Genomic DNA, 20,713 nt, shown 5'->3' on the forward strand with positions numbered 1-20,713 from the left:
AGCGGGCGGTTCCCGGTCAGTGCAGTCCGGCCAGCGCGGACGCGGAGTTCTCGTCCTCGACGCGCTGGAGGCCCGACCTGTTCGACAGCGGAACCTCCTTGAGGAACCAGATCAGCGCGAAGCCGATCAGCGTCACCAGGCCGCCGACGAGGAAGACCACGTCGATCGCACTGGAGAAGCCGTCGAGGAACGGCCGGGCGAGCACCGGGTCGAGCCCTTCGAGGAACTCGGTGTTGTTCAGGTCGGCGCCCGTGCCGCCGTCCTGCATCGACTGCGCGAACGCCTGGTTCTCCGGCTCGGCGAGCGCCGCCTGGAAGGCCGGGTCGCCGAACGCGGTGCGCAGGCCGTCGCTGATCCTGTCGCCGACGACGCCGAACAGGATCGACAGGAACACCGCGGTGCCGACGGTGCCGCCGATCTGCCGGAAGAACGTCGCCGACGACGTCGCCACGCCCATGTCGCGCGGCTCGGCGTCGTTCTGGATGGCCACGAGCAGGGTCTGCATGCACAGACCGAGGCCCGCGCCCATGAAGAACATGATGCCGAGCGTCTCGGCGATCGGGGTGTCGGTGCCGATGGTGCTGAACGCGAACAGCGCGGTGGCCATCAGGCCGAACCCGATGATCGGGAAGATCTTGTAGCGACCGGTCTTCGCGGTCAGGCTGCCGCTGATCCCCGCGGCGGTCATGATGCCGAGCGTCATCGGCAGCAGCATCAGGCCCGCCTGGGTGGGCGAGGCGCCCTTGACGATCTGCAGGTACAGCGGGAGCGACATCATGCCGCCGAACATGCCGATGCCGAGCACGAAGTTGATCAGGTTGCCCAGCGCGAACGTCTGCTTGCGGAACAACCGCAGCGGCAGCAGCGCCTCGTCGCCCATGCGCCGCTCGACGAGGACGAACACCACCAGGCCGACCACGCCGAGCACGTACGTCGCGATGGCGGTGCCGGAGGCCCAGCCCCACTCGCGACCCTGCTCGGCCACGATCAGCAGCGGCACGACGCCCACGGTCAGCGCGAGCGCGCCGGGGTAGTCGACGCGGTGGTCGACGCGCTTGTGCGGGATGTTCAGGACCTTGGCGACCACGACGAGCGCGAACAGCGCGATCGGGACGTTGATCAGGAACACCCAGCGCCAGCCGTCGATGCCGAGGAACGTGTCCATGCCGGCGAACAGGCCGCCGACGACGGGACCGGCGACGCTGGCGACGCCGAACACCGCCATGAAGTAGCCGGCGTAGCGGCTGCGCTCACGCGGCGAGGTGATGTCGGCGAGGATCGCCATGGCCAGCGACATGAGGCCACCGGCGCCCAGGCCCTGCACCGCGCGGAACGCGGCCAGCTGGTACATGGAACCGGCGATGCCGGCCACCAGCGAGCCGAGCAGGAAGAGCGAGATTGCGGCCAGGTACACCGGCTTGCGGCCGTAGATGTCCGACAGCTTCCCGTACAGCGGCGTGGTGATCGTGGCGGTGATCAGGTAGGCCGTGGTGGCCCACGCCTGCACCGTCTGTCCCTGCAACTCGTCGGCGATGGTCTTCATCGCCGAGGCGACGATCATCTGGTCCAGCGCCGCGAGGAACATGCCCAGCAGGAGGCCGGACAGCACCGTCAGGATCTGGCGGTGGGTGAGCATCGCGGCAGCAGGTGGTGCCGCGTCCGGTCGGTCGACCGATTCTGACATTGCTTACTTCTCCCCTCCTGAGCGCGGCCCCGCTCCGCGCTCAGCGATGAAAACCGGAACAGCGCCCTCGAAGTCGTGCACGAAGCGTTCGAAGTGTTCGGTGAACACCTCCAGGTCCTCCGCGGACCAGTGAGCGAGCAGGCGGACCATGCCCTCGTTGCGCCACCGTCGGCGCTCGGCGAGCAGGCGCGTCCCGTCGTCGGTCACGGCGAGCACGCTCGCCCTGCCGTCGTCGGGGTCGGCCCTGCGTTCCACGAGCCCGTCCTTGACCAGCGCGGCGACCTGCCTGCTGACGGTGGACGGGTCGGAGAACACGGCCTCGGCGAGCGTGCTGGACCGCGACGGGCCCAGGGTCGCCAAGGTCGCCAGCAGGACGAACGACGCCTTGTCCATCCCGGTCCTGCTCATCTGCTGAGCGATGCAGGCGTGCATCTTGTTCAGCCGGACGATCGCCGTGCCGATCCGCTCGGCGAGCGCAGCGGTGCCGGCGTCGTCGTCGGCCGCCGTCTTCTCCGGCTTGGTCATCGCACTCCCCATTGCTTGCACCACCCAACTAGTTGTGCGATACAAGCATGCGCGCGTTCGGGTGATATCGGCAAATGAATTTCAGGTGACCCCGGTCGCACCACGAGCCGTGACGGGTCGATGACCAGCAGCGTTGCCCGATTCGCGAGGTCCGTCCACTCTCACCCGACAGAAGTTACCGACCGGTAGCATCTGGGCATGAGTCTGGACACGAACGGCATCGGCGAGACGATGAAGAAGAGCGTGCCGTGGGTGGGCACCAGCGGCGTGGAGTTCGCCGAGGTCTCCGCGGACCGCGTGGTCGCCACGCTGCCCGACGCCCCCGAGGTGCACAACCACGTCGGCGGTCCGCACGCCGCCATGATGTTCGGCGTGGGCGAGACGGCGTCCGGCGCGATCGTCGTGGCCGCGTTCGGAGAGCACCTCGGCAGGGCCGTGCCGCTCGTGGTGCGGGCGGAGATCGCCTACCGCAAGGTCGCGCACGGCCCGCTGCGCGCGGAGGCCGTGCTCGGCCGTCCCGTGAGCGAGGTCGTGGCCGAGCTCGACGCGGGCACCCGCCCGGAGTTCCCCGTGCGGGTGACCATCTCCAACGCCGAGGGCGTCACCACCGGCGAGATGACCGTCCTGTGGACGCTGCGCCCCCACCGCTGAACCGGGTCCGGAGTGGACACGACGTGAACTGCGCCGCCCGCGGACAGAAGATTCGCCATCTCGCGTAACGCGACGACCACCGTCGAGCGATGCTCCGTTCGTGAGCAGCACGGGGTTCCCCGGTGGATTGCGCATCTCCTGGGTGTTGATCGGCGTGTGCGGCGTGCTGCTGATCATCGGGATGGTGTCGGGCGGAGAACGCGGTGCGCCGCAACGGTTCTCCGCCCCCACCGGCAGCAGCGCGCCTCCCCCCGCGACGACTCCGCCCCCTGCGCCGACACCGGAACCGGCGAGGGTCCTCGTGGCCGAGGTCGTCGACGGCCGGACCGCGGTCGGCGAGGACGGCACGCGGTTCCGCATCGCCGGACTCGCCGCGCCCGGCCCGTGCTGGGCGGAGCAGGCGACGGCGTTCGCCCGGACCTCCCTGGTGGGCAAGGAGGTCCGCGTCGTGCCGGTCGACGGCGAGACCGCGCGCGTGCTGCTGATGGAGGGCATCGACTACGCCGTGCTCGCGGTCAGCCGGGGAGCGGGACGGGCCGGGTCCACCCCGGACATCGCGCTGACCGAGGCGCAGACCGTCGCCACGCAGGCGGAGCACGGCCTGTGGGGTGCCCCGTGCGGCGGCCGCGACGAGCTGCCACCACCCCCGCCACCCACCACTCCGCCGCCCACCACCACGCCACCCGTCACCACGCCGCCCGCCCCGGCTCCTCCGCCGACGCGGGCCGCCCCCCGGCCACCGGCCCGGCCGACCCCGCCCGCCGCCGTCCACTTCCGCAGCTGCCGCGAGGCGCGCGCCGCGGGGGTGACGCCGCTGCGGCGCGGCGACCCCGGCTACCGCCGCGGACTCGACCGCGACGGCGACGGGATCGCCTGCGAGTAGCGCACGCGCTCAGGAGCGGGTGAGGCGGTAGCGGCCGCTCGGAGCGTCGCGGGCGCCGTGGTGGAAGAGCACCAGCCCCTCCCGGACCCGCGGCGTGGCGCACCGCCTGCTCCAGTGACGCCTGCCCAGGTGACGGACGTAGAGGGCGAGCGGCATCGCCAGCAGGGTCAGGGCGATCGTGGTGAGCACGGGGCATCCCTCCTCACCCGAGCGACGATCCGTTCCCCCTCCGCTTACGCCGTGTATCGAAACGCCACTCCGATGGAGCAGCGCGGTGGTGATCAGCTCAGGATCTGGCGCGTGATCGTCTCGTCGGTGATGGCGGTGTCCTTCGCCAGCAGGAGCGCCTTGCTGAGGATCACCGCGAGCACCCGGTCGCCCTCGAACGGCAGGAACACGTCGCTGCCGAGAGCCGTGTCCCCCGCCTTCGGCACGATGCACAGGTACTGGTCGTTCGGCTCCATCAGGATGTTGCCCGACCCCAGGTGGATCTTGTAGGTGCGGAGCTGCCCCCGCACGCGCAGGAAGCGGCCCTCCAGCGAGGCGTGCCGACCCACGGCCAGGCGCGGCAGCAGTCGCTGGAGGATCTCCCTCCGGGTCTGCGCCGTGGCGTTCAGCTCGCCGAAGCTGTAGGAGGCCCAGTACTCCCGGAACCGGCCGCGCGGACCGCCGTCCTGCCACGTCGGGTCGTTGCCGACGCTGCCGACGCCCACGAACAGGTCGACGTCGCGCATGACCTCGCTCAGGACCAGCGGAGGGACCTGCTCCAGCGGCACCGGAGCGGTCGGCGCCTGGTCCTGCCGCACCCACTGCTCGTAGCCGCCACCGGTCGCGTGCGCGGAGTTCTCCGGCGCGGTCAGCGGGTAGAACCGCACCTGGTCGGTCACCACCCGCAGGTAGCTGCCGGACTCGGTGGTGTCCTCGCCGTACTCCTCGCCGATGCCCTCGATCCAGAACTCCGCGCGCAGCCCCCACCGGGTCAGCTCGCGGACGGCGGGCGGGTAGGAGTCGTCCACCATGAGCCGCAACCGGTTCTTCCAGCCGCGGGTGGCGGCCAGCGCGTGGAACTGGTGCTGCCGCAGGACGTGCGCGGCGAAGCGGTTGGAGTAGACGCGGGTGTTCTCCTCGGCCGCCGTCAGCAGGTACACCTCGCGGTGGGCCTGCTTGAACGGCTGCGTGACGCCGTGCGACTCCAGCCAGCCGCGCCAGGCGAGCACCTCCTCGACCGGGCGGCCCACCGGGTGCCACAGCTCCACCACGGCCTCGTCGCCCGGTGTCGGGACGGAGTCGTCGACGGTCCGCAGCTCGCCGTCGGCGAACGCGACCGGTGTGCCGTCGACGAGCCAGATCAGCCGCCGCGCCAGCGTGCCGACCAGCGGGTGGTCCAGGTAGCGGGCACGCCAGTCCGCCGCGCGCCAGGTGCGGGCCAGCAGGAACTGCCGGTCGATCCGCTCGGCCTGCGCGGTGAGCATCGTGCCGACGTCCTTGACGGCGGCCCTCAGCTCCTTCAGCGCCTCCGGGTGATCGCGCTTGACCGACGCGGGCGGGGCCTTCACCGCCTTCCCCGCGGCGTTGCGCCAGTTCAGCACCGCGTGCGAGCCGGTCACGACGAGTTCCACCTCGGCGTCGCCGAGCGTCTCGGCGCGGCGGCCCACCTCCGTCAGCCCGTACGCGGGCACCGCCAGCTCCTCGACCTCCTCGCGGCTCAGCCCGAGCGCCGCCGCACGCGCGTCGAGCGCGGCGTTGATCTCCTTCAGCGTGCCCTTGAAGGTGACGGCCGTCGCCAGGCGCGCGATCTGCGCGAGGGCCTCCTCGTGGTCGATCCGCGACAGCGCGTGGACGGCGGCGTTGGCGGTCTTGGGGTTGCGCGGGCCGACGCCGGGAACCTTCTTCAGCGCGACCTGCACGAGGCGGGCGAGCGCGCGGGCCGTCTCCGGTCGCGGCGGCGTGAACGCCAGTGTCCACAGCAGACCGCGCAGCGCGGTCGTGTTGTGCGGGTCGAACGTCTCGTCGCCGCCCGCCTGGTAACCGCGCAGGGGCAGCGTGCGCGGAGCGCCGACCTGCGCGACGAAGCCGAGCAGCCACTCGCGCGCCTCGTCCGGTCCCACGTCGTCGAGCAGCGCGCGGGCCCGCTTCTCCCACGCGGCGGACGGCTTGGCCGACGTGGCGGTGGCGGCGTGCTCCAGCAGCGGCAGCCACCGCTCGCCGGAGGCCGCCGCCGTGTCGGCCCACTGCTCACCGGGGTTCAGCGGCGGTTGCGGCAACGTCACCAGCACCTTCTTCAACTCCGCGTTCCCCCACGAGTAGGCGTGCAGCGTGCGGCGCGCGACCGCGATCACGTGGGCGCCGACCGGCTGCCCGGCGGACACGGCGAGCTCCAGCAGCGTCGAGATCAGCCGGACGTCCCCGAACCACCTCCGCGCCTGCTCCTCCAGGACGTCCCGCAGCGCGGCGGCGGTGAGCTCCTCGGGCTCGACCGACAGGAGCAGTTCGAGGACGGAACCCAGCCCGGCCTCACCGCCGCGGTGCGCCACGGCGAGCTGGACGAGTGCGGAGCGCTGCTCACCGGACAGCCCGCGCAGCACGCCCGTCGCGATCGTCCTGCGCTCGGCGCTCCTCGTCCGGGCCACCGCGAACAGCAGGTCCAGGACGCCGGCCGGGTCCCCGGACTCCGCGTACGCCTCCAGCGAGCGGCGCCACTGGCCGTGCTCGCCGGACATCAGCCGCCCACCAGAGGCACGAGCTTGAGGAACGTGACCTCGGTGTGCATCACGAGGTCGATCTCCTCGTCCAACTCCTCGACCTGCCGGTCGTCCACGAGCACCACGAAACCGTTGCGGGAGAACGCTTCCACGGCCTTGGCGAACTGGGCCTCGGCGTCGACCCGGTGGCCCCGCCGCACCCGGAAGCCGTTGAGGACGCGCTCGGCGTCGCCGGGCTGCACGAGGCCGTGGAAGAGCTCGGGCTCCTTCGCGTTGTACTCGGCGACCTCCTGGAAGACCCGCCTGCGGATCAGCTCGCGCAGGGGCAGGCGTTCCTCGAAGATCTCCAGCCCCCACGCCTCGCGGCGTTCCCCACCAGTCGTCTCGTCGACGAAGCTCACCAGTGCCATGCGGGTGAGACTAGGAGCGGGCACCGACAGTTCCCCCCGATCCGCTCAGCGCTCGCGGAACTCCCGCACCGCGCGGAGCAGGTCGCGAGGCGGGACCTCGTCGGGGTCCGCGGCCTCCAGCACGGCCTGGAACCGGTCGAGGACGACGGTGAGGTCCGCCAGCGGGCCGGGATGACCGTCCCAGAAGGAACCGGGCTGCCCCAGCACGGACTTCAGCAGGTCACCGGGGTAGAAGTGCCCGGCGGCCAGCGGGTCCTCCAGCAGCACCTCCAGCGCGAGCGGCACGAGCACGGACGGCGCGACCCGCTGGCCGAGGAGGATGCGGAGGTCCTCGACGCCCAGCTCCCCCACCGGTGTGCGCCGCAGCAGCAGGACGGTCCGGATCAGGTACGTCGCGTCGGCCGGCGGATCTCCCCAGCGGTCGCCCTCGATGTCCTCGACGCTGCGCCGGCGGTCGGTGGAGGTTGTCACGCGGTGATCGTCGCAGAGTCCGGAGAACGAGTCGGGCCCCTCCGGTGAACCGGAGGGGCCCGACGTCTCTGCCTGGAGCCGCCTGTCGGAATCGAACCGACGACCTGCTCATTACGAGTGAGCTGCTCTGGCCGACTGAGCTAAGGCGGCGAGACGAGACAACTATAGCCGAGGAATTCGGCGTCACCTCACAGGGGTCCGGTCGTTGAAGCAGCAGTGACCGCGGTCACCGCTCCCCACCGTCGAGGAGAACGACAGATGCGCAGACGCACTCCCGCCGCGACAGCCCTTCCCGCAGCCGCTGTGCTGGTGGCCCTGTGCACGCCGCTCGTGGCCGCGTCACCCGCGCTCGCGCAGCCGGTGACCACGCCGATCCCCGCACCGGCCGATCCGGGCCAGCCGCCGGTCTCGGCCCCCGGCGACGCGCGGCCGCTCGCCCACGCCATCGGCGACGCCGGCACCGGTCTCGGCGTCGTGCGGATCGCGCCGGACTCGGTGCAGACCTCCTCGATCCTGCCCGGCTTCGGCGAGGAGCTGCCGAAGCAGTCGGCCGCCGAGGTCGGCGTGGGCCTGGCCAGCGCGCAGGCCAACACCGAGGCCTTCCTGGCCCACGAGCGCGCCGTCGCGCAGGCGTCGCCGCTCGGCTTCGCCGTGCAGGGACGCGCGCCGCAGACGCCCGGCTCGCTGGTGCAGGCCGCGCTGCCGGACAACCCCGAGCCGCTGACCGGTGGCCTGACGCCGCCGCGGACGCCGCTGGACGTGCTGCTGAAGGTCGGCCTGCTCGAGGGCAGCGTGCAGGCCAGGTGGGACGAGCAGCTCGGCCCGTGCGTGGAGCCGCTGGCCGACGCGCGGACGTCCGTCGCGAGCCTGTCCGTGCTCAACGCCGTCCCCACGCTGCCCAGCGCGCTCGACCTGACCGGGATGCTCACCGACGACCCCCGGCTCGACCCGGCCACGAAGCAGGCGGTGATCGACGGCGTGAAGTCGCTGTCCGCGCCGCTGAGCCAGCTCGGCGGCCTGCTCTCGGGCACCAGCGACACCGGGCACACCGGCTCGCTGCTGAGCGTGCCGGAGACGTTCAGCGCGCGGTCCACCGTGCGCCTGGTCGAACTGCCCGGCTCGGCGAACAGGGCGGTGGAGTCCACGTCCACGCTCCAGGCCGCCGGCGTCCGGCTCCTCGCCGGGACGCCGCTGGAGGTCCGCGTCGACGTCGTCAGCCAGCCGACGCTGACGGCGCTGTCCACCGGTGACGAGGCGACCTCCACGATCACCTACACCGCCCCCGTGCTGCGCGTCAGCCAGGGCGGGCGGGAACTCGGCGTGCTGGACGCGGCACACCCGGAGTTCGACGTGCCGATCGCGATTCCGCTGCCCGGCACGCCGGGGCTGGAGGGGCTGCCGAAGCTGCCCATCGTGGGCGACCTGCTGCCCTCCGGCGCCGAGGTCCCCGCGACGCTGCCCACGCTCGACCTGGGCGTGCTGCGGTTGCAGATCGCACAGCTGAACGAGAAGCGCACGCCGATCGACGGACCGCTCGTCCAGGGCGGACCGCCGATCACCGGCTACATGCTCGGCGGCACCGCGCGGCTGCTCGACCTGCAACTGCTGCCCACGAACGCGCTGAGCCTGCCGAACCTGCCCTCCGCGCTGGCGCAGGTGTCGCTGGGCGAGCAGATCGTCCGCGCCGCCGCCCCGCGCGACGGGGTCGTGTGCGCGACGAGTCCCGCGCCGCAGCCGGGCGCCGGGGGCCCGGCACCGCAGGCGCCGGGCACGACACCGCCGCCGCTCGCGCACACGAACGCCGCGTACAAGTCGATCCCGCTGTTCTGGGCCGGCACGGCGATGCTGCTCGCGGGCGTGGTGATCGTGGCCGCGACGCCGGGGCGGCGCAGGCTGCTGGCCGTCGGAGGACCCGCCGGGGACGAGTCCACTCCGGACACCACGGCCGACGACACAGCGGCCGACGACACAGCGGCCGGAGACGCAGCGGCCAGGGACGCAGAGGCCGGAAACTCCGCAACCGGAGACGCAGCGGCCGGACGCTCCACACCGGACGCTCCGCGCCGGACGCCCCCCGCGAAGGGTGATTCCGCCGAGGAGTGAGAGGGCTCGGGCACCCCGGACTCCGCGTCCGGGGTGCCCGAGCGGTCCACTCGCGGCGCTCGAACGGGCGACTGGCGGATCAGCCGCGGTGCAGGACCGTCACCATGGCCTCCACGGCGATGCGCGGCTTGACGTTGGTGTCCAGCGCGTCGCGACAGGCCAGGACGGCCTCCAGGCGGCGCAGCGTCGACTCCGGGGTCCACGACGCCGCCGCCGTGCGGGAGTCGCTCGCGCGGTCCGGGTGGTTGAGGGTGGCCTCGGAGCCGGTCGCCGTCACGAGCACGTCGCGGTAGAACCCGGCGAGGTCGACCAGCGCCAGGTCGAGCGAGTCGCGCTGGGTGCGGGTGCTGCGGGACTTCTGCCGCTTCTCCAGGTCCTTGAGCGCGCCCTTGGCTCCCCGACCGGCCGACGCCGTGCCCTTGCCGGTGCCCCCCGCGCCCATCGCCGTCTCCAGCGCGCTGCGCTCGGCGTCGTTGCGGGCGTCGTTCGCGGCGCTCGCCTCGGCCTCCGCGGCCTGCACGAGCTGGTCCGCGCAGGTGAACACGTCAGACGGCCGCCGCAGCGCCAGCGGGATGCGCAGCACCGCCTCGCGGCGGAGGCGGGTCTGCTCGTCGGTCGCGAGGCTCTTCGCCCGCCCCACGTGCCCGCCGCAGACCGACGCCGCCCAGGCCGCGATCTCGGGGGGCACGCCGTCGCGGTGCTCCAGCACCTCGGCGATGGCCGACGCCCTCGGCGTGCCCAGGGACACCACCCGGCAGCGCGAGCGGATCGTCACGGACACGTCGTCGGGGTGGTCAGACGGCGCGCACAGCAGGAACACCGTGCGCTCCGGAGGCTCCTCGACGGCCTTGAGCAGCGCGTTCGCCGCGCCCTCTGTGAGTCGTTCGGCGTCGGCGATGATCACGATCTGCCAGCGGCCGGTCGTGGGCCGCCGCGCCGCGGTCTGCACGAGGGCGCGCATCTCCGCGACCGAGATCGACAACCCCTCCGGCACGACCACCCGCACGTCGGCGTGGGTGCCGGCGAGCGCCGTGCGGCACCCGGGACACGCCCCGCAGCCCGGCCGGTCGTCGGTCGCGGTGCACTGGAGAGCCGCGGCGAACGCCCTCGCGGCCTCCGAGCGACCCGACCCCGGCGGCCCGGTGAACAACCACGCGTGCGTCATCGCCCCCGGACGCGCCTCACCGCCCGCGATGATCGTCGCGGCGGCCTCGGCCGCGGTGGACAGCACCTCGACGGCGTCCGGCTGACCGACGACCCCGGCCCACGCACCCGACCTCACGCGTGCTCCACCGCGCTCGCCCCGGAGGACGCCCGCAGGGCCGCCGCGGGGTGGTGGGCGAGCGCGTCGCCCACGGCGTCGCGCACCCGCTGGGCCACCTCGTCGGGAGATCCGTCGGCGTCCACCACCACGTAGCGGTCGGGATCGGCCGCCGCCATGTCGCTCAGCAGGCTCTGCACGCGCCAATGGTGCTCGACGTTGTCGAAGGCGCGGCTACCGGGCCGGGCGTCGCCGATGAGACCGACGGCGTCCTCCACGTCCACACCGGCCAGTTCGCTGGGCATCGACCCCGGCGACCGGTCGAGCAGCACCGTCAGGTCGGGGCGCAGGCGGCCGGTGGCCCAGTTGACCAGGCCCTCCAGCTCGGCCGGCTCCAACCGGCCCGCCGCCGTGAAGTGGGCGAGCGGGCTGTCGACGTAGCGCTCCATGACGACCAGCCCACCGGCGTCCAGCGCGGGCCTGACCTGCTGCTCCACCACGTCGGCGCGCACGGCCGCCGCGACGAGCGCCTGCGCGCGCATCCCGGTCAGCTCGGCCGACGACAGGACGCTGCGCAGCCTGCGCTCGTCGAGTTCGGGATCGCTGGCCAGCACGACGTCACGGCCCTCGTCGCGCAGCGCCGCGGCGAGCCGCCTCGCCTGGACGCTGGTGTCCTCCCTGGTGTCGCCCTCGATGGCGATGAGCAGCCCGCTCGTCTTCGCCGGTCGTCCGCGCAGCGCGGCGAGCAGGTCGGACAGCAGGTTCTCGGTGCGCCGGTCGTCCATCTGCCGGTAGGCGATGAGGCCGACGACGGCGGCGATGACACCGGCGCCGAGCAGCACCGGGCGGGTGCCGTCGACCAGCATGGGATGGTGGAACACGGTGATCGTGCGAACCTGCACCAGGCTCACCAGCAGCGGTGTGACCAGCGACGACAGCGCCAGGATCACCTTCAGCAGGGTCTGCACCAGCGCGACGACACGACCGCGCATCGCGTCCTCGACCTCGGAACCGATGATCGTCAGCCCGGTCAGGAACGCGATGCCGGCACAGCCGCCGACGACCGCGACGGCGATCAGCGCCACCCACAGGTGCGGGGCGACGGCGACGATCACCAGGCTCAGTCCGGCGAGGACGATGGTCACGCCGAACAGCCGGTTGTAGGTGAGCCGGCGGGCCAGTCGCGGCGCGATGGCCATGCCGGTCGCGAGCCCCAGGAAGATCGCCACGAACAGCAGGCCGATGGTGCTCTTGCCGCCCAGCAGGCTCTGCGCGTAGGGGATGGCGGTGCCGATGACCGCACCCGCGGCGGTGAACGCGCCGATCATGCCGACGATCAGCCCGCGCACCAGCGGGGTGACGGCGGCGAAGCGGATGCCCTCGCCCATCATGCCGAAGAAACCGGGCGCGTCCTCGTCCCGCTGCTTCTTGCGCGCCACGGACGCCCGGCCGGACAGCTCGGGGATGCGGGTGGCCACGACGATCGCGGAGGACACGTAGAGCAGGCCGTTGATGGCGACCGCGATCTGCGCGATGAGGAACTCGACGTTGGTGCTCTGGACGTGGAAGTAGCCCGGAACGCCGAAGATCACGGAGTACAGCCCGGCGGCGCTGATGACGGAGATGCCGTAGGTCATCACCAGGCCGAGCTGGTTGGCCGACTCGACCTGGTCCGACCTGCGCAGCAGGTTGGGGACGGCGGAGTCCTTCGCCGGAATCCACACCATCGCGCAGCAGCCGACGAGGAAGTTCGCGATGAACAGCCACCACGCGGTGCCGATGAACGCGATGGAGAAGAAGAGCCCGCCGCGCAGCAGGTCGCAGACCACCATGATCTTGCGGCGGTCGAACCGGTCGGCGAGCACACCGCCCAGCGGCGCGAAGAGGATGCCCGGCAGCAGCTGGGTGAGCACCACGGCACTGAGCGCGAAGCTCTCGAACCGGTAACTCTCAGTGAGGCTGGAGACCAGGCCGGACAGTGCGAGGAACGACAGCCAGTCGCCCATGCTGCACAGGTACGTCACGCCCCACAGACGGCGGAACGCCCTGATGGCGAGGACACTGCGCAGGCGGCGGCCGGTGGACGCGCTCGACGTCGGCGCCCCCGTCCGGTTCGGCCCCGTGGTGACGGCGTCGTCCGTCGGTCGTCCGCCCAGAATCGTGTCCACCCCCTTCTGCTCACTCTCCGATCAGCGTAACCGGGGCGCGGAGCGGTGGTGGCCGGTTCGGGTCACCGGAGGATCTCGACCAGTTCGGCGATGGTGTCGTGGAAGACGCCGAACAGGACGGCGGCGAGGACGAGCAGGGCGAGGAGCCACCCGCCGGACCGGCTGGGCGGCTTCTCCTCGACGACGGAGGCGGCGGGGGCGACGACCTGCGGCTCCCGCTGGTGAGCGGGGCGGTGGCGAGCCCGCGCGGGACGGTGCACGAGGCCCGGAACGGCCTGCGGCGCGGGGAGGGTGATGACCGGGAGCACGACCGGGGCAGCGGGTTCGGGGGGCACGTCGGCCGTCACCAGCCCGGCGAGCGGATCGGGCCACAGGGGCAGCGGCGCTGGTGCGTGCGTACCGTCCGGGGTCCACGACTCACCGCTCCACCTCGCACGAGGCATCGGTGCCCACCTCCTCGCGCGCGCGGAACAACCCACCCCCCACCCTCACCGGGGGACGGCCCCGAGGCCAGTCTACCCAGCTCAGACGCCGTGGACGGGTGAAGCGCGCCGCCTGTGGACAACCGGCGGGCTGTGGACCGCTCCGCGCCCCCCGCCGGAACGCGGACGTTCCGGCGGGGGCGTGCGGAGAGCGGTCAGGACTTCGACTTGGCGGGCGTGCGCTTGCGCGGCGCGGCCTTCTTCTTCGGAGCCGGACCCTTCGCGCGCTTCTCCGCCAGCAGCTCGGAGGCGCGCTCGTCGGTCAGGCCCTCCACGCTGTCGCTCTTGCGCAGCGACGCGTTGACCTCGCCGTCGGTGACGTACGGCCCGAAGCGGCCGTCCTTGACCACCATCGGCTTGCCCGACACCGAGTCGTTGCCCATCTCCTTGAGCGGCGGCGCGGCGGCGGCCGACCGGCCGCGCTTCTTCGGCTCGGCGTAGATGGCGAGGGCCTCGTCGAGCGTGACCGTGAAGAGCTGCTCCTCGCCCGTCAGCGACCGCGAGTCGGTGCCCTTCTTCAGGTACGGCCCGTAGCGGCCGTTCTGCGCGGTGATCTCCGCGCCGGTCTCGGGGTCCTTGCCGACGATCCTGGGCAGGGACAGCAGCTTCAGCGCGTCGTCGAGGGTGACGGTGTCGAGCGACATCGACTTGAACAGCGAGCCGGTGCGCGGCTTGGCCGCCTTCTTGCCCTCGGCGGGCTCGGGCAGCACCTCGGTCACGTACGGGCCGAAGCGTCCCTCCTTCGCCACGATCTCGTGCCCGCTCACCGGGTCGGTGCCCAGCGAGCGCCCCTCCTGCGGCGTGGAGAACAGCTTCTCCGCGATGTCGGTGCTCAGCTCGTCGGGCGGCAGGTCGTCCGGCAGGTTCGCCCGCTGCGACGCGCCGTCGACCTCGCGCTCCAGGTACGGCCCGTAGCGGCCGACGCGGACCACGACGGTGCGGCCCTCGGCGTCGGCGAACAGCGGGATGGAGTTGACCTCGCGGGCGTCGATCTCCTCGACGCTCGATCCGACGAGCTTCTTCAGGCCGCCGGAGCGGCCGACGGAGCTCTCCGGGCCGACGCTGCCGCCGAAGTAGAAGCCCGACAGCCAGGTGGTGCGCTGCTGACGACCGGCGGCGATGCCGTCCAGCTCGTCCTCCAGCGCGGCGGTGAAGTCGTAGTCCACCAGGCGTCCGAAGTGCCGCTCCAGCAGGCCGACGACGGCGAAGGCGACCCACGAGGGGACCAGGGCGGAGCCCTTCTTCCACACGTAGCCGCGGTCCTGGACGGTGCTGATGATGGAGGCGTAGGTGGAGGGGCGGCCGATGCCCAGCTCCTCCATCGTCTTGATCAGGCTGGCCTCGGTGAAGCGCGGCGGCGGGCTCGTGGAGTGGCCGTCCGCGGACAGCTCTGCCGCGGTGACGGCCTGGTCCCGCACGAGCTGCGGCAGCCGCGACTCGGCGTCGTCCGACTCGCCGCCCGCTTCGGCGTCGACGGTCTCGACGTAGGCCTTGAGGAACCCGGCGAAGGTGATGGTGCGACCGGAGGCGGCGAACGTGCACTCCTGGCCGGTGGCCGCGGTGCCGACGACGCGGACGCTGGTGGTGTTGCCGCGCGCGTCGTTCATCTGCGACGCGATGGTGCGCTGCCAGATCAGCTCGTAGAGCTTGAACTCGTCGGAGTCCAGCTCGCGGGCGACCTCGCCGGGGGTGCGGAACACCTCTCCGGCGGGGCGGATCGCCTCGTGGGCCTCCTGCGCGTTCTTGACCTTGCGGGTGTACTGGCGCGGCTTGTCGGACACGTACTGCGCGCCGTACAGCTCGGTGGCCTGGGAGCGCGCGGCGGTGATCGCGGTCTCCGACAGCGTGGTGCTGTCGGTTCGCATGTAGGTGATGTAGCCGTTCTCGTAGAGCTTCTGCGCGGTCCGCATGGTGCGGTCGGCGGTGAAGCGCAGCTTGCGGCCCGCCTCCTGCTGGAGCGTGGAGGTCATGAACGGCGCGTACGGCTTGCGGCTGTACGGCTTCTCCTCGACGCTCGCGACGGACAGGCTCGTGTCGACGAGGCCGGTGGCGAGCTGACGCGCCTCGGGCTCGTCGAGCAGGCGCACGTCGACGCCGTCCTTGAGGCGGCCGTCGGAGCCGAAGTCGCGACCGCTGGCGAGGCGGGTGCCGTCGACGGCGACCAGCCGGGCGCCGAAGGTGCGCGGGGTGGCGTCGGGACCGGCGTCCATGGTCGCCGAGATGTCCCAGTAGGAGGCGGTCACGAACTTCATCCGCTCGCGCTCGCGCTCCACGACGATGCGCGTCGCCACCGACTGCACGCGGCCCGCCGAGAGCTTCGGCATGACCTTCTTCCACAGCACGGGGCTGACCTCGTAGCCGTAGAGGCGGTCGAGGATGCGGCGGGTCTCCTGCGCGTCGACCAGGTCCTGGTCGAGGTCGCGGGGGTTGGCCGCGGCGGCGAGGATCGCGGGCTCGGTGATCTCGTGGAAGACCATCCGGCGGACGGGGATCTTCGGCTTGAGCGTGTCGAGCAGGTGCCAGGCGATGGCCTCGCCCTCGCGGTCGCCGTCCGTCGCGAGGTAGAGCTCGTCGACGTCCTTGAGGGCTTCCTTGAGCTCGGTGACCGTGGACCTCTTGTCCGGGGTCACGACGTAGAGCGGCTCGAAGTCGTGGTCCACGTCGACGCCGAGCCTGGCCCACGGCTGGCCCTTGTACTTGGCGGGCACGTCCGCCGCGCCTCTCGGCAGGTCGCGGATGTGTCCCTTGGAGGATTCGACGACGAAGTTGCTGCCGAGGTAGGACGCGATCTTGCGCGCCTTCGCGGGCGACTCGACGATCACCAATCGGCGATTGCCGTCACCCGTCGCCCCGGAGCTCTTTCTCGTCCGTGTCGATCCAGCCACGCTGTCCCGCTCTCTTCCAACCCTGCGTCTCGACCCGCCAGTGTGCCTTGTCCGCGTCGCCGGACGGGTAGTCCATGACGAGACAGAGTGACACAACCGTCCAGGATCACCCGCTGGCAGGACCGGCTAGGCGGCCGGCCAGGTGCGTCCGCAGGCTCCGCTCGGAGCACTCCCGACCAGCTCAGCGAGCCTGGCGAGGCGGCGTCGGCCGGTGATGCGCAGCGCCGGTCCCCCGGTCGGGGCGATCACCGGCGCGACGGGGAGACCGGATGCGCCGAGGGCGTGTCCGAGGGGTTCGTGGGTTCCGGGGGCGGCCGGGTCGAGCGCCAGCAGGTAGCCGGTGGCGGTGTCGGTCCAGCGGCCGGCGGCGAGCGCCCACAGGCGCAGCACGGCGCCGTTCACCTCGAAACCGGGCGGCACGACCTTGGTGGTGCCGCGCAGCCAGGCCGCCGCCAGCGCGGCGAGGTCGGTGCGGAACGCGGTGCCGACGAGCGCCCCGTCCTCGGAGGAGGACAGGGCGGCGTCGACGCCGCGCTCGGCGAGGGCCGCGCCGAGGGCGACGGCACGCCACCGGTCCTCGACGGCGACCGAGACCTTGGCGGCCCTGCCGCGCGCGAAGCCGACGACCTGGCCGGACGCGCACAGCAGCCCGCCCAGGTCGGCCAGGTCCGGAGGTCGTGCCTCGGCCGAGTAGAAGGACAGCTGCCCCACGTCACCCAGGGTAGAACAGGTGTTCGACCTGTGTCACGGTTCGCCGGGGGTCACGCCCCGGCGAGGTCCTTCAGGGTGACGCACTGGGGTGAGGAGTCGAGCTGCGCGGCGATCTTCTGGTCGGTCAGCACGCTGGTGATGGCGGCCTGCACGGTGCTGAAGTCGGCCATCTGCGTCACGACGGTGAGCACCTTCGTCCCGAAGTCGGGGGCGGTCCCGTCGAGGGCGGCGACGCTGGTCGCGACCTGCTCGGCCTGCTGGGCGCCCGCGTCGTAGGCGGACAGGGCGCTGGCGTGCAGCTCCTGCATCTCCGGGCCGGGTGCGCCGAGGGTCTCCAGCCGGGACTTCGTGTCGCGCAGCGACGCCACGGTGGTGTCGGCGTAGGTGGTGAGGGACCGCGTGAGCGCCGCCGGGTCGGGGGTGGCGCTGCTCAGGCGGCCCTCCAGCTCCTTGCCGCCGGTGATGACGCTGACCATGCCGCCGCAGAACGCGTCGCTCCAGGCTGCGACGGCGGGGTCGGCCGGAGCGGCCGAGCCGGTCGAGGGCGTGGGGGTGGGCGACGCGCTGGGCGAGCCGCCGGCGGTGGGGGTGGGCGAACTTCCGCACGCGGTGAGCGCGAGTGCGGCGGCCGCGGTGAGCGCACCCGCTGCGGCGAGGCGTTGCCTCATCGAAGATCTCCAGTTCCGTCTGGTGCTGAGGGGAGGGGCCTACGACCGGACGGGGTTCCCCACCCCGGTCCGGTTACCACCCGGAAGAGTGAAATCAGGACGTGGGGGCAGCGCTGCCGGGCAGTTCGTCCAGCTTGGCCAGCTGTTGGCACTTCGGCGCCTTCTCGTAGGCGTCCTGGAGCTCGGGCACGGCCTGGACCTCCTTGAGCGGATCGGCCAGCTCCGTGAGCGCCGCGATGGCCTCCCCCGCGACCTGGAGCCCGCCGCTGGGGTCGTTCGCGTCGGCCTTCTCCACCGCCGTCCTGGCGTCGGCGAACGTGCCGGAGAGGCGGCTGAACGTGTCGGTGAGCTTCGCGACGACCTCGTCGCCGCCCGCGACCGGCGACGCGCCGACCTGCTTCAGCTGGTCGGCGGTGGTGGCGAACGCGTCGGACATCCGGCCCACGTAGGCGGCCATCTCGCTCTTGAGCTTCTCCGGGTCGGCGGCGTCGAGCTGCGGTGCCGTGGAGGACGCCCCGGCGAACGAGGTGACCGCCCCGCACACCCCGTCGACGTAGGCGACCGTCGCGCCGTCCGTGCTGGACGCGGTGGTGCTCGCCGGGGTGCCGCCACCGTCGGAACCGCTGCAGCCGGCCAGCGCGGCCGCGGCCAGCGCGGCCCCGGTGAGCGCGGCGAACGAACGCGAGCGCATGTCGTCTCCCTGCGGTCGGAGTCGCGGTTGTCGTGCCGTTGAAACTACCCGCCCCCGGACGCGCCGAGGGGGCGCTCCGCGGTGGGAACGCCCCCTCGGGTGGTGATCGGTGGATCAGACGGTGCCGCTGCTGGCCGCCTCCACCGGCGTGTCGGCGATCTTGGTGCTGCGGCGCTTCGACACGACGACCGCCGCGACGATGATCAGCGCGGCGAGCACCGCGATGCCCGTGCGCACGCCGGACGAGGCGTCGTCGCCCACGGAGAACAGCACGATCGCGGGCGCGATCAGCACCGACACCAGGTTCATCACCTTGATGAGCGGGTTGATCGCGGGACCGGCGGTGTCCTTGAACGGGTCGCCGACGGTGTCGCCGATGACCGTGGCGGCGTGCGCCTCGGAGCCCTTGCCGCCGTGGTGGCCGTCCTCGACGAGCTTCTTCGCGTTGTCCCAGGCGCCACCGGAGTTGGCCAGGAACACGGCCATGAGCGTGCCGGTCGCGATGGAGCCGGCCAGGAAGCCCGCGAGGGGACCGACGCCCAGGCCGAAGCCCACGGCGATCGGCGCCAGCACGGCGAGCAGGCCGGGGGTGGCCAGTTCGCGCAGCGAGTCCCTGGTGCAGATGTCGACGACGCGGCCGTACTCGGGCTTCACCGTGCCGTCCATGATGCCCGGGTTCTCCCGGAACTGCCGCCGCACCTCGAACACGATGGCGCCCGCGGCGCGGGTGACGGCGTTCACGGCGAGACCGGAGAACATGAACACGACCGCGGCGCCGATGATGAGCCCGACCAGGACGTTCGGGGCGAACGACACGAACTCGGAGTCGTCGAACGCGCCGCCGACCTCGGTCAGCGCCTGCGTGATGGCGTCCTTGTAGGAGCCGAACAGCGCGGTCGCGGCGAGCACCGCGGTGGCGATGGCGATGCCCTTGGTGATGGCCTTGGTGGTGTTGCCGACCGCGTCCAGCTCGGTGAGGATCTGCGCGGCCTCGCCGTCGACGTCGCCGGACATCTCCGCGATGCCCTGCGCGTTGTCGCTGACCGGCCCGAAGGTGTCCATCGCGACGATGACGCCGACGGTCGTCAGCAGGCCGCACCCGGCCAGGGCCACCGCGAACAGCGCGACGACGACCGAGCCGGACAGCAGGAACGCCCCGTACACGGCGGCGGCGATGACCAGTGCCGTGTAGACGGCCGACTCGAAGCCCAGCGAGATGCCGGACAGGATGACCGTGGCCGCGCCGGTCCTGGAGGTCTCGCCGACCTCCTTGACCGGCTTGTGCTCGGTGCCGGTGTAGTAGCCGGTGAGCTTGAGGATGACCGCGGCGAGCGCGATGCCGATGATCACGGCGACGGCGGCGACGAGCGCCGGGTTGCCGCTGGTGCCCCTGATCTCCTCCGACACGCCGTCGAGGTTCGCGAACGACGACGGCAGGTAGACGAACGCGGCCACCGTGCACAGCACGGCGGAGACGATCGCGGAGACGTAGAAGGAGCGGTTGATGGCCGACAGGCCGCTCTCCCCCGCGCGCGCCCTGGTCGTGTAGACGCCGAGCACGGCGGTGAGCACGCCGATGGCGGGCACGATCAGCGGGAACAGCAGACCCTGCGTGCCGAACGCGGCGGTGCCCAGGATCAGCGACGCCACCAGGGTGACCGCGTAGGACTCGAACAGGTCCGCGGCCATGCCGGCGCAGTCGCCCACGTTGTCGCCGACGTTGTCGGCGATGGTGGCGGCGTTGCGCGGATCGTCCTCCGGGATGCCCTGCTCGACCTTGCCGACGAGGTCGGCGCCCACGTCGGCCGCCTTGGTGAAGATGCCGCCGCCGACGCGCATGAACATCGCGAGGAGCGCCGCGCCGAAGCCGAAGCCCTCCAGGACCCTCGGGGCCTGGCCCGCGTAGACCAGGACGACGACAGCGGCGCCGAACAGTCCGAGGCCGACGGTCATCATGCCGACCACGCCGCCGGTGCGGAAGGCGATGCGGGTGGCCTTCTCGCGGCCTCCGGCCTCCTTGGACGCGGCGGCGACGCGCACGTTCGCGCGGGTCGACAACCACATGCCGAGGTAGCCGATGCTCGCGGAGAAGAGGGCGCCGACGATGAAGAACAGCGAACGGCCGATCTTCTCGCCGAGGTCGTCCGCCGGGAGCAGGAACAGCAGCACGAACACGATCACGACGAAGATCGCGAGCGTTCGGAACTGGCGGTTGAGGTATGCCGCCGCACCCTCCTGGACGGCCTTGGCTATCTCCTGCATCTTCGGGGTGCCCTGGCCGGCGGCCAGCACCTCCCGGAGCAGGACGTAACCGATGACGAGGGCCGCGAGGGCGACAACGGCGACCACGGCGACGACACCGCGATCACCTCCGGAGAGCTCTAGACCCTCCGCGAGGAACTGCCGGGACATCCGTCC

Annotated in this window: 17 protein-coding genes and 1 tRNA gene; 3 read left to right on the plus strand and 15 right to left on the minus strand. The window is 72.3% G+C overall.

Going from position 1 to position 20,713, the window contains the following annotated elements:
• Positions 1–16: 16 nt before the first annotated feature.
• Together IMZ35_RS26705 and IMZ35_RS26710 are read right to left on the minus strand one after the other, a co-directional pair.
• On the minus strand, positions 17–1,684 hold the full coding sequence (locus IMZ35_RS26705; RefSeq protein ID WP_199443962.1) for an MDR family MFS transporter: 1,668 nt from the start codon (positions 1,682–1,684) through the stop codon (positions 17–19).
• 3 nt (positions 1,685–1,687) lie between these two features.
• Complete coding sequence (locus tag IMZ35_RS26710; RefSeq protein ID WP_199443963.1) at positions 1,688–2,209, minus strand: MarR family winged helix-turn-helix transcriptional regulator; 522 nt, start codon at positions 2,207–2,209, stop codon at positions 1,688–1,690.
• A 198-nt stretch (positions 2,210–2,407) separates the two neighbouring features.
• Between IMZ35_RS26710 and IMZ35_RS26715 the strand changes: the two genes are divergently transcribed.
• Both IMZ35_RS26715 and IMZ35_RS31980 read left to right on the plus strand, forming a co-directional pair.
• Positions 2,408–2,860, plus strand: coding sequence for a DUF4442 domain-containing protein (locus IMZ35_RS26715; protein ID WP_199443964.1), 453 nt, complete (start codon positions 2,408–2,410; stop codon positions 2,858–2,860).
• Positions 2,861–2,960: 100 nt separating this feature from the next.
• Complete coding sequence (locus tag IMZ35_RS31980) at positions 2,961–3,743, plus strand: excalibur calcium-binding domain-containing protein (protein ID WP_199443965.1); 783 nt, start codon at positions 2,961–2,963, stop codon at positions 3,741–3,743.
• Positions 3,744–3,752: 9 nt separating this feature from the next.
• Here the strand turns inward: IMZ35_RS31980 and IMZ35_RS26725 are convergent, their stop codons facing one another.
• The 5 genes from IMZ35_RS26725 to IMZ35_RS26745 all read right to left on the minus strand — a co-directional run bounded on the left by IMZ35_RS26725 (position 3,753) and on the right by IMZ35_RS26745 (position 7,476).
• Positions 3,753–3,932 (minus strand): hypothetical protein, encoded by a 180-nt coding sequence (locus IMZ35_RS26725; protein ID WP_199443966.1) that lies wholly within the window; start codon positions 3,930–3,932, stop codon positions 3,753–3,755.
• A 92-nt stretch (positions 3,933–4,024) separates the two neighbouring features.
• Positions 4,025–6,463, minus strand: a complete 2,439-nt coding sequence (locus tag IMZ35_RS26730) for a DUF4132 domain-containing protein (RefSeq protein ID WP_199443967.1) — start codon at positions 6,461–6,463, stop codon at positions 4,025–4,027.
• On the minus strand, positions 6,463–6,855 hold the full coding sequence (locus tag IMZ35_RS26735; RefSeq protein WP_229373363.1) for a hypothetical protein: 393 nt from the start codon (positions 6,853–6,855) through the stop codon (positions 6,463–6,465). Before IMZ35_RS26735 ends, IMZ35_RS26730 begins: the two co-directional genes overlap by 1 nt.
• Before the next feature lie 45 nt (positions 6,856–6,900).
• Positions 6,901–7,326, minus strand: a complete 426-nt coding sequence (locus IMZ35_RS26740; RefSeq protein ID WP_199443968.1) for a contact-dependent growth inhibition system immunity protein — start codon at positions 7,324–7,326, stop codon at positions 6,901–6,903.
• Positions 7,327–7,399: 73 nt separating this feature from the next.
• Positions 7,400–7,476: transfer RNA gene (locus IMZ35_RS26745), tRNA-Thr, on the minus strand.
• A 108-nt stretch (positions 7,477–7,584) separates the two neighbouring features.
• Here IMZ35_RS26745 and IMZ35_RS26750 point away from each other — a divergent pair.
• Complete coding sequence (locus tag IMZ35_RS26750) at positions 7,585–9,429, plus strand: hypothetical protein (RefSeq protein ID WP_229373368.1); 1,845 nt, start codon at positions 7,585–7,587, stop codon at positions 9,427–9,429.
• Positions 9,430–9,508: 79 nt separating this feature from the next.
• On the opposite strand, the gene IMZ35_RS26755 is transcribed toward IMZ35_RS26750, so the two are convergent.
• From IMZ35_RS26755 to IMZ35_RS26790, 8 genes are all read right to left on the minus strand, one after another.
• Complete coding sequence (locus tag IMZ35_RS26755) at positions 9,509–10,711, minus strand: DNA polymerase III subunit delta' (protein ID WP_199443969.1); 1,203 nt, start codon at positions 10,709–10,711, stop codon at positions 9,509–9,511.
• A complete protein-coding gene (locus IMZ35_RS26760; protein WP_307868838.1) occupies positions 10,708–12,858 on the minus strand; it encodes a bifunctional MFS transporter/dTMP kinase in 2,151 nt (716 codons plus the stop codon). The genes IMZ35_RS26755 and IMZ35_RS26760 overlap by 4 nt, the downstream gene beginning before the upstream one ends.
• 62 nt (positions 12,859–12,920) lie before the next feature.
• Complete coding sequence (locus IMZ35_RS26765; RefSeq protein WP_199443970.1) at positions 12,921–13,301, minus strand: hypothetical protein; 381 nt, start codon at positions 13,299–13,301, stop codon at positions 12,921–12,923.
• Positions 13,302–13,495: 194 nt separating this feature from the next.
• The gene (gene topA / locus IMZ35_RS26770; protein WP_199443971.1) at positions 13,496–16,225 is read right to left on the minus strand and encodes a type I DNA topoisomerase; all 2,730 of its coding nucleotides are present in this window, start codon (positions 16,223–16,225) and stop codon (positions 13,496–13,498) included.
• Positions 16,226–16,351: 126 nt separating this feature from the next.
• Positions 16,352–16,936 carry a hypothetical protein gene (locus IMZ35_RS26775; protein ID WP_199443972.1) on the minus strand — a complete coding sequence of 195 codons (585 nt, stop codon included), beginning with the start codon at positions 16,934–16,936 and terminating at the stop codon, positions 16,352–16,354.
• 50 nt (positions 16,937–16,986) lie between these two features.
• Positions 16,987–17,604, minus strand: a complete 618-nt coding sequence (locus IMZ35_RS26780; RefSeq protein ID WP_199443973.1) for a hypothetical protein — start codon at positions 17,602–17,604, stop codon at positions 16,987–16,989.
• Positions 17,605–17,698: 94 nt separating this feature from the next.
• A complete protein-coding gene (locus IMZ35_RS26785; RefSeq protein WP_199443974.1) occupies positions 17,699–18,295 on the minus strand; it encodes a hypothetical protein in 597 nt (198 codons plus the stop codon).
• A gap of 114 nt (positions 18,296–18,409) precedes the next feature.
• Positions 18,410–20,707 (minus strand): sodium-translocating pyrophosphatase, encoded by a 2,298-nt coding sequence (locus IMZ35_RS26790; protein ID WP_199443975.1) that lies wholly within the window; start codon positions 20,705–20,707, stop codon positions 18,410–18,412.
• Between the last annotated feature and the right edge of the window lie 6 nt (positions 20,708–20,713).

The sequence above is a fragment of the Umezawaea beigongshangensis genome, assembly GCF_016464305.1.
In the GTDB taxonomy this organism is placed as follows: Bacteria; Actinomycetota; Actinomycetes; order Mycobacteriales; family Pseudonocardiaceae; genus Umezawaea_A; species Umezawaea_A beigongshangensis.

Coding starts and splice junctions, on each gene's coding strand:
- IMZ35_RS26705 (WP_199443962.1), bottom strand. CDS start 1,684: ATGTCAGAATCGGTCGACCGACCGGACGCGGCACCACCTGCTGCCGCG.
- IMZ35_RS26710 (WP_199443963.1), bottom strand. CDS start 2,209: ATGACCAAGCCGGAGAAGACGGCGGCCGACGACGACGCCGGCACCGCT.
- IMZ35_RS26715 (WP_199443964.1), top strand. CDS start 2,408: ATGAGTCTGGACACGAACGGCATCGGCGAGACGATGAAGAAGAGCGTG.
- IMZ35_RS26730 (WP_199443967.1), bottom strand. CDS start 6,463: ATGTCCGGCGAGCACGGCCAGTGGCGCCGCTCGCTGGAGGCGTACGCG.
- IMZ35_RS26735 (WP_229373363.1), bottom strand. CDS start 6,855: ATGGCACTGGTGAGCTTCGTCGACGAGACGACTGGTGGGGAACGCCGC.
- IMZ35_RS26750 (WP_229373368.1), top strand. CDS start 7,585: ATGCGCAGACGCACTCCCGCCGCGACAGCCCTTCCCGCAGCCGCTGTG.
- IMZ35_RS26765 (WP_199443970.1), bottom strand. CDS start 13,301: ATGCCTCGTGCGAGGTGGAGCGGTGAGTCGTGGACCCCGGACGGTACG.
- IMZ35_RS26780 (WP_199443973.1), bottom strand. CDS start 17,604: ATGAGGCAACGCCTCGCCGCAGCGGGTGCGCTCACCGCGGCCGCCGCA.
- IMZ35_RS26785 (WP_199443974.1), bottom strand. CDS start 18,295: ATGCGCTCGCGTTCGTTCGCCGCGCTCACCGGGGCCGCGCTGGCCGCG.
- IMZ35_RS26790 (WP_199443975.1), bottom strand. CDS start 20,707: ATGTCCCGGCAGTTCCTCGCGGAGGGTCTAGAGCTCTCCGGAGGTGAT.